Here is a 9,161-nt window from a genome sequence, read left to right as displayed (position 1 = left end):
TTTAACACCTTAACCGRCTCAAAAGAGGACAGATAAAAGGCCGGATAGCTTCCGGCAATAAAACCTGTTGTTAAAGTTAAGCTGAGTAACGCTACCCAAAACTTCCAGTCGTGATAATTTATAGCTAGTTGAATATTTAAAAGTCCATTAAAATAGGGCAAACTGACCTCTATTAAAACAAAGGAGATAACCATACCCATTATTGCAAGCAACATAGACTCCGTCATAAACTGGCCAATGAGCGATTTCCTGGACGAACCTATTGCTTTGCGTACGCCAACTTCTTTCCCTCTTTTCTCTGATCTGGCGGTAGAAAGATTCATAAAATTGACGCATGCAATTAAAAGAATGCAGAATGCAAGAATAAAAAAGATTTTGATCTGATCAATTTTGCCACCTACCGATTTTCCATTGTCAAAATCACTATATAAATGCCATTTTGCTAATGGATGAAGCAGTGCCTCACCCATAGCGTCCTTTGAATTCCGGGAATAAATCCCCTTCATTAGCCCATTCGCTTTTTCGAAAAAACTGTTGTCTTGTAATTGTACCAGTGTTAAACAGAAATTGCCACCCCAACCTGCATTTTTCACCCATGGGTTTTGATCGGCATACAGCGCCCATGGCATTAAAAAATCGAATCTGATGCTATTATTTGCTGGAATATCTTCAATAACTGCTTCTACTTTTAGTATGTATTTGTTGTTAAATTTTACGCTTCTATTAATTGGATCTTCGTCGCCAAATAGATTCTTTGCCATAGTTTCTGTAAGGACCACCGAATTGACCTCTCTTAACACCTTATCAGGATTCCCCTTTATAAATTTATAATCTAATATTTTTAGGAAAGAAGGCTCACTGTAAACTGCACTTTTTTTGAACTTCTTTTCCCCATTACTAATTAATTGATCATTAGGATATGTAGAATGCGAAGCATAAGCAACTCCAGGTATTTTTTCTTTCACCTCATTGGCCATAAGACCTGGTGTCCACGCCCAGCTAAATACCTGCGTATTTGCTTTGGAATTATTATATACCACATAGGTTTTATCATAGTTCTTAAACTGCTTGTCGTAACTCCACTCGTAAGCAATGTAAATCAGCAATACCATACAACTTGCCAAACCAATTGCCAGGCCACCCACATTAATCAATGTGTAAACTTTGTTTTTCCAAAGGTTTCTTAATGCGATTTTGAGATTGAGTTTAAACATTTTGATCGAGTTTAGGTTATTCGTACTTCAAGGCATCAATTGGGTTTGCTTTTGCCACTTTTACCGACTGTGCACTTACAGTTAGAACGGCTATAATAAGTGATAGAATTGCTGCTATTGCAAAAGGTAAAGGGGAAATAGACACTTTAAATTCATATCCAGACAGCCACTTATTAATAATGATATAGGCTAGCGGAAACGCAATTACATTGGCTATGGCCACCAACTTTATAAAATCTTTATTTAAGAGTGTAAGAATATTAAGATTACTGGCACCTAAAACTTTACGGATGCTGATTTCTTTTTTACGCTGTTCTGCCATATAAAGAGCCAACCCTAATACTTACCTTCAAAAGAATCATCTACAAATGTTCTGTCTACAGGGTATTCAGGGTTAAGTTTCTTTACGGTATTATCTATAGTGGCCACCGAGGTACTAACATTTTGATCCGGATTTAAACGCACTATAATATATCTTGCCGGATTATCATTCATGGCAATCAAAACAGGGTTTGCCTTTTGATATGGAGATTCCATCACATAATCCTTAAGCACTCCAATAATAGTTATGTCAGTATTTCCCCATTTTATCTTACTGCCAACAGGCTTAGTCATCCCCATAATTTTAGCAAGAGCCTCATTAATCAAAACATTTGTTGAGTCGGCAAACTGAGGGCTAAAATCTCGGCCATCAACCAGCTCCATACCTGTTGTTTTAACCAGGTCATAGTTTGTAAACCTAAAATTTATCAGGATCTTATCATTTAGATTTTTACCTGGCCACCTTACATCATATCCATTATTGCCACCAGCTGTTAGCCTTTGCGAGAAACTAGTTACTGATGTTACGGCACCCGATTTCAGCAATTGGTCTTTAAGTATTTCTCTTTTAGCCGGAGTTTTCAAATTCCCCTGTATAGGAATTTCTATCAGGTTATTTTTATTGTATCCAATTGGCTTATTTTTAATGTAATTCAATTGTTGATAGATAACGATGGTGCAAACAATTAAACAGGCTGCAAATACAAACTGGAAAACCACCAATCCCTTGCGAACAGACAATGAAGAACTTCCTGATAAGGTAAATCCCTTAAGCACTTTAATTGGGGCAAAAGATGAAAGATAAAATGCTGGATAACTGCCCGACAGCAAACCGGTTAAAACTGTTAAACTGAATAGCGTACCCCAAAATTGCCAATTGCTGTAATCAATTGACAATTGAATACCTATTATGCTGTTAAAATAAGGCAAACTAATCTCTATCAATACAAAGGCTATAAGCATACTCATTAAGGCCATAAGCATTGATTCCATCATAAATTGCCCTACCAGGGCCTTCCTGCTCGAACCAATGGCTTTACGTACCCCAACCTCTTTAGCTCTTTTCTCAGAGCGGGCAGTAGATAGATTCATAAAGTTTACACAGGCAATTAGGAGGATGCAAAAGGCAAGTAAAAAGAAGATTTTCAGCTGGTCAATTTTACCACCAACAGGCAAGCCATTTTCAAATGTGCTATACAAATGCCATTTAGATAGTGGGTATAAAAAAAGCTCACCATTGCTGGTTTTATCATGAGATTTGATCATTCCATGAAACTGTTTATTGGCATTTTCGAAGAAAGAATTGTCTTTAAACTGAACAAACGTTAAACAAAAATTAGTACCCCAGGATGCATCTTTTGTCCACTGATTTAGTTTTTCGTACAATGCCCATGGCATCAGAAATTCATATTGAATGCTGCTGTTCTTTGGCACATCAGCAACAACCCCTTCTACTTTTAACTCTTCACTATTATCAAGCTTCAGAGTCTTATTCAAAGGATCCTCATCTCCAAAAAGACTTTTTGCAAGTGTTTCTGTAAGCACTATGGAATTAGGATTCTTCAAAAATTCTGAAGGGTTTCCTTTAAGCACCTTCAGATCGAATATCTTGGTGAAGTCTGCATCTACAAAGACACTTCCTTTTTTAAAGCTGTTTTGTTTATAAGTGATTAACCTATCAGTTGGATAATCTAACCTTGCAATCTTTTCTATCCCAGGAACCGTTTGTTTTGCCTCGACAGCTAATACTCCGGGAGTAGCCGCAAAACTGAAAGTTTCTGTAGGCGTTTTCTGATTGTTATAAACAACATAGGTTTTGTCGAAATCAGTGAATTGCTTATCATAGCTCCATTCATAGGCAACATACAGCAATAAGATCATACAACTGGCCAACCCAATACCCAGGCCACCAATATTTATAAGTGTAAACCCCTTATTTTTCCAAAGGTTGCGTAATGCAATTTTTAAATTCAGTTTAAACATTATGATTGAGTTTAAGGTTATTCGTATTTTAATGCATCAACAGGATTAGCTTTTGCAGCTTTATAAGCCTGAAAACTTACTGTTAAAAAGGCGACTGCACTTGTACCAAATATTGCGGCTACTATAATCCACCAGGAAATTACAGTGCGGAACTCAAAATGCCCTAGCCATTTATTCATCAAATAATAGGCAACGGGTACGCCAATTATAATTGCTACCAAAATCATTTTCATAAACGATACAGATAGCAGCTGCATGATACTGGCTACCGAGGCACCCAGAACTTTACGTACACCAAACTCTTTAGTACGCTGCTCTGCGCTGTAAGCAGCCAAACCAAATAACCCTAAGCAGGATATAAATATGGCCAATCCACCAAACAAGTTTGATAAAATACCGAGAACCTTCTCTCCCTGTAGCTTTTTGGCATACAGATCGTTAACAAACTTCAAATCAACCGGATAAGCTGGATTTATTTGTTTGGTTATCTGCGTTATCAACTCAACATTTTTGGTTAAACTATTATCTGGGTTAAGACGCATGGTGATCTGACCACCCCATCCCTGACTAAAAGCAACTACCATTGGTCGGTCGGTATAATATGGAGAGCCCCAAATGAAATCCTTGAATACCCCAACTACAGTAAAATCATTACCATGATATTTTACTGGTGTACCAATTGGATTTTTAAGTCCCATCAGTTTCACTGCAGTGCTGCTCAACATTAGCGCTGCAGTATCTGAAGCAAATGATTTAGAAAAATCACGTCCCGAAACCAGTTGTATTCCATTTGTTTTGGTAAAGTCATAGGTAGTAGCAATTTGATTAAAAATTACATCCTTATCTGCCTTGGTCATTCCAGGCCATTCAAAATTCCAAAAACTAGAACCACTGTTAGATAAACTTCCCGATGACTGGCATAAAGCTGTAACTGCACCTGATTTTAATAGCTCTGTTTTAAAAAGATCAAACTTCCCTCCAAGCTCACCTTCCTGGGGCATCTCGGCCAAAAGGTTAAGGTCATAACCTACCGGTCTGTCTTTGATAAATTGGACCTGTTTATAAATAACCAGGGTAGCAATAATGAGTATAATAGCAAAACTAAACTGACCAATAACCAGTACCTGCCTCAAACTAACAGGGATAATTTTTGTTCTTGCAATTTTTCTTTTTAGGGTTTGTATAGGATTAAAGGATGAAAGATATAATGCAGGATAACTCCCAGACAACAATCCTGTTAATAGAATTATAGTTGTAATACCAACCCAATAGCCGGCACTGTAATAATCAATACTAAGTTTTATATTAAGCAGGTTATTAAATGTTGGGAGTAAGATTTCGACCAATACAATGGCCACCAATACACTAATAACAGTTAGTAAAATCGATTCTGTTAGGAATTGAGAAATTAAGGAAGCCCTGCTTGCTCCTATTGTTTTTTTAATGCCAACTTCTTTTGCCCTTCTTTCAGATTTGGCTGTTGCCATATTCATAAAATTAATACAGGCAATAAACAGAATGCCTAATGCTAAGGCAACAAATAAATAGATGCGTTCAATATCCCCACCCACACTTTTCCCATTCTCAAATTTGCCGAACAAATGTCTATCGGATAACTTAAATATAAAGGATTCATCTGTTGAATAACTACTGTTCTTTTTTATAATTCCTTTCATCTTTGAATTTATCAAAGGAATGTTTGCCTGCTCATTTACCCGAACTACGGTTTGCCAGTTGTAATTGCCCCAATCGGGCCTTTTTACCCAATCAGATAGTGCTTCAAATAAAGACCATGGCATCAGAAAATCGAATGTATTTGTGCTATTGCCAGGCAAGTCCTTAATAATACCTGTAACTGTTAAATCTGCCTCGTTGTTATAACGTACTGATTTGTTAAGTGCATCACCATCTTTAAATAACAACTTTGCCATTCCTTCGGTTAAAACCACCGATTTAGGTGTATTTAAAGCAGTAAGCGGATTGCCTGCTATAAACTCATAATTAAATATTTTAAGAATATCCGGATCAGCATATTTAGATTCTTTTTTAAAACTATTTTCACCATTAGCTATTAACTGTTGACCATTATTACTGATACGACTAATCGCCTCAACATCTGGAATTTCTTGTTTTATAACCTGGGCTATTGCATTGCTTGTTAGATCAACAGTTCCCTTAATGTTACCTTTAGCATCTACAAAATTGGTCATTACCTGATAAACATTTTCCGAGCGCTTAAATTGCTTATCAAAACTCCATTCATAGGATACATATAGCAGCAACAAAAGGCATGATGCAAGTCCTATTGCTAAACCAATAACATTAATTATTGATGAAGTTTTATGGTTCCACAGGTTTCTTAAAGCTATTTTTAAATTGAGTCTGAACATTGTATGTTATTTTAGGTTATTCATATTTTAATGCATCGGCAGGATTTGTTTTCACCGCCTTTCGGGCCTGAATACTCACCGTAAGCACGGTAAGAACCGTGGAAAATAATGCTGCAATAACGAAAGGAAAAAGAGGGATGTCTATTCTTTATGCAAAGGTTTCTAACCATTTCTTTGCCAATACATAAGCAAGGGGCCAGGCAATAAGATTAGCAATCAATACTATTCCAATGAAAAAGGTATTTAGCATTTTAAACATCTGAAAATCTGTAGCTCCAAGTATTTTCCTGATAGATATTTCTTTAATTCTATTGTTGGTTGTAAATGCAGAAAATGCAAAGAGCCCCAATACTGCAATAAATATGGTTAGCATTGCTGCAAAGAAAAATACCGACTGAAGCTGTTCCTGTTTTTTAAACAGCTTACCATACAACTCATCCAAAAATTCATACCTGAAATCTTCGCCATCAAGTGTATTAATATCAGACCATTGCGACTTAAGTGCTGCAAGCGCTGAAGTCATACTACTTTGGTCAATATTTACCATTATCTTTATTTTCTTTTCATTGCATGGATTCTTTATCGCATATATTGTTGGTGCTACAGTCGCTTCAAAACCCTGAGCTTTAAAGTCCTTTACCACACCAACTATTTTATAATCCATATTGCAACCTCTAATTACCTTACCTACAGGATTAGTTACTCCGTAACGTGCCACTGCAGTCTCATTCAAAATTGCCGAAACGGCTGTATCAGCAATAAAATCTCTGGAAAAAAAGCGCCCGCTTTTTAACTTAATACCCAGCGTTTCAAAGTAATCAAAGTTCACATCCAGAAAGTCCATTGATAATTCCTTACTTTCTAATTTGTAATTATTAGTGCCGGGCTTAGATCCATCTGGTATGTCTGAAGCTACAGTTACGTTGTTCACTCCAGGTATTTTCATTATTTTGTTTCTTGCACTTTCAAAATCTTTAGGCTTATTGTAAAACTGGATATTTTTAATAAAAACCACTTGTGATGGTTTAAACCCTTTATCCTCAGCCTGCATATATTTTAGCTGATTGTTTACAATCAGTAAACCTGCAATAAAGATGATAGCGATTACAAACTGACCTGCCAAAAGAGAATTCCGCAACCAAAGTGTTTTGTAACTGGTTTGCATATTGCCCTTTAAAACTGATGCTGGTTTATAACCGGAAAGTACCAGTGCCGGATAAATACCGGAGATAACTGTAACTCCTAATAGGATTAATATAAGTTGACCAAAAAGAGCCGTATTTCCATGCCATATAGACAATGGGATACCAAATAAATTATTAAACAAAGGAAGCATCATTTCGGCCAGAATAAGCCCTAATATTAAGGCTAGCAAACATTGCATAAATATCTCTGCAAGGAACTGGAACGTCAGGTTAAAGCGATAAGCCCCCAGTACCTTTTTCACCCCAACTTCCTTTGCCCGTTTGGTAGCCTGAGCAATGGTAAGATTTGTAAAGTTGATACAGGCAATAATGATAATCAGGGTACCTAAGCCAAACAATGCAACTACAATCTTATAATTAGTATCGTTGCCTGCCATTGGCCTTAAGTGCAGGTTCTTTAATGGATCCAGAAAAATAACAGAACGTCCTGCAATTCTTCGGTCATTTGCAGTCATACCGCCTTTAATAAGCTCCGTCTTGTACAGCTGATCTATTTTTTGCTGGAGTGCCTCGATATTTGCTCCATCTTTAACCTGTATAAAGGTTCTAAAATTATTTGTACCGTAATCCTTATTATCTAAACCTATATCCTTTGAGAGCGATACAATATCAAACTTTATATTAGAATGCTAAATAATTTAGGGACATACATCTGAAATCCCGGGTCTTTTTCATCAACTGACTTTGCATCCGGCCAAATATTAAGCATTCTAGCAACTTTAAAATCCATCAACAAAGCTTTGTTTGAATAAACCCTGCCTTTTTCTGTATTGATTGGAAATTCAAACCAAGTAGGAGTCATTTTACCCGCTACCTCTACTTCCGGAAAATTATCCTTAATTAATTTGGCCAGCGGTGCAGGTGTATATTCCGTTTTAAAATCCGGCAAGCTTCTCCCTACCTGATAAATTCTGTCGTAATTCGGCACATCTTTATCATAGCTGGTTTCGTAAGTAACATACAGGATTACTAATATAAAAGCCGCCAAAGCAATGGCAAGTCCACCAATATTAATTGCTGTATAAGCCTTGTTTTTCCAAAGGTTGCGTAGGGCTATTTTGAGGTTCAGTTTAAACATGCTGATTATTCGTATTTAAGTGCGTCAATAGTATTTGCAACTGCAGCCTTATATGATCTTAAACTCACAGTAATTAGGGTAGTGAGCATCGAGATACCCATAGCCAATACAAAAGGCCATATCGTTAAATCCATACGGTAGGCAAAACCAGACAGCCATTTATTGACAAATAAATAAGCCAGTGGCCAGGCAATTAGATTTGCAATGAAAACCATAATCAAAAAAGAGCCGTTCAACATTTTCACTAATTCTATGGTTGAAGCACCTAATACTTTTCTGATTGCTACTTCGCGAGTTCTTTGCGTAGCTACGAAGGAAATTAAGCCAAACAAACCGATAAATGAAATGAAAATAATTACGCCGGCAAAAACTTTAAACAATGCACCGGTTATTTGTTCGCTCTCATAATAACCGTTTATTCTGTCGTTAACAAAATTTGCCTGATAAATACCGTTTGGAAAAGTGCTGTTCCAAATTCTTTCTACCTGTTTCATTGCAGGCATAATTTGTTTAGCATCTATTTTAATAGCGACATTCCAGTATTCTTGTTTCCCAGGAAAAATTGCAATTCCTGAAATACTTTCTTTTAATGATTTATCATTATAATCTTTAACTACGCCGGTAATTGGTAGGATGTTGCCACTTGCATCTATAACTTTCCCTATCACATCCTGAGGATTTGTGACATTAATTTTTTTCAGAAACGTTTCATTCACCACACATCCATTAGCCGTATCGCTTTTCAGAAAAATCTTACCTGCAATTAACTTAAGGTCAAAAAGCTCGAAATAATTTTCATCTGCTCTTACAGTTCTTAATTCAAAATCTTTATTTTTTATTCCGTTATAAGTGAAATCGGTCGAATTTACATCGTTTGATAATGGGGCTKACTGGCAAAAACTAAGGGACTCAATCCCAGGAACCTGCAATATCTTTTCTTTTATCGTATTATATTTATTCTTGCTTGTGC

General features: G+C 36.5%; 7 protein-coding genes. All 7 read right to left on the bottom strand.

Going from position 1 to position 9,161, the window contains the following annotated elements; translation table 11 throughout:
• Window positions 1-1,214 (bottom strand): ABC transporter permease (locus AC1DDX_RS21035; protein ID WP_477622536.1); only part of this gene is annotated, 1,214 nt, incomplete at its 3' end.
• Window positions 1,215-1,230: 16 nt separating this feature from the next.
• Window positions 1,231-1,536 (bottom strand): ABC transporter permease, encoded by a 306-nt coding sequence (locus tag AC1DDX_RS21030; protein ID WP_477622535.1) that lies wholly within the window; start codon window positions 1,534-1,536, stop codon window positions 1,231-1,233.
• Between the two features lie 14 nt (window positions 1,537-1,550).
• Complete coding sequence (locus AC1DDX_RS21025) at window positions 1,551-3,518, bottom strand: ABC transporter permease (protein WP_477622534.1); 1,968 nt, start codon at window positions 3,516-3,518, stop codon at window positions 1,551-1,553.
• A gap of 17 nt (window positions 3,519-3,535) precedes the next feature.
• Window positions 3,536-5,908, bottom strand: a complete 2,373-nt coding sequence (locus AC1DDX_RS21020; RefSeq protein ID WP_337715345.1) for an ABC transporter permease — start codon at window positions 5,906-5,908, stop codon at window positions 3,536-3,538.
• A gap of 148 nt (window positions 5,909-6,056) precedes the next feature.
• The gene (locus tag AC1DDX_RS21015; RefSeq protein ID WP_477622533.1) at window positions 6,057-7,568 is read right to left on the bottom strand and encodes an FtsX-like permease family protein; all 1,512 of its coding nucleotides are present in this window, start codon (window positions 7,566-7,568) and stop codon (window positions 6,057-6,059) included.
• A 161-nt stretch (window positions 7,569-7,729) separates the two neighbouring features.
• A complete protein-coding gene (locus tag AC1DDX_RS21010) occupies window positions 7,730-8,191 on the bottom strand; it encodes an ABC transporter permease (RefSeq protein ID WP_477622532.1) in 462 nt (153 codons plus the stop codon).
• A 5-nt stretch (window positions 8,192-8,196) separates the two neighbouring features.
• On the bottom strand, window positions 8,197-9,161 hold a 965-nt coding region (locus AC1DDX_RS21005; protein ID WP_477622531.1), incomplete at its 5' end, for an ABC transporter permease.

The organism is Pedobacter sp. 10L46_2 (assembly GCF_056395165.1).
Note: the sequence above shows the minus strand (reverse complement) of the source record. Positions and strands in the feature narration are given on the sequence as shown.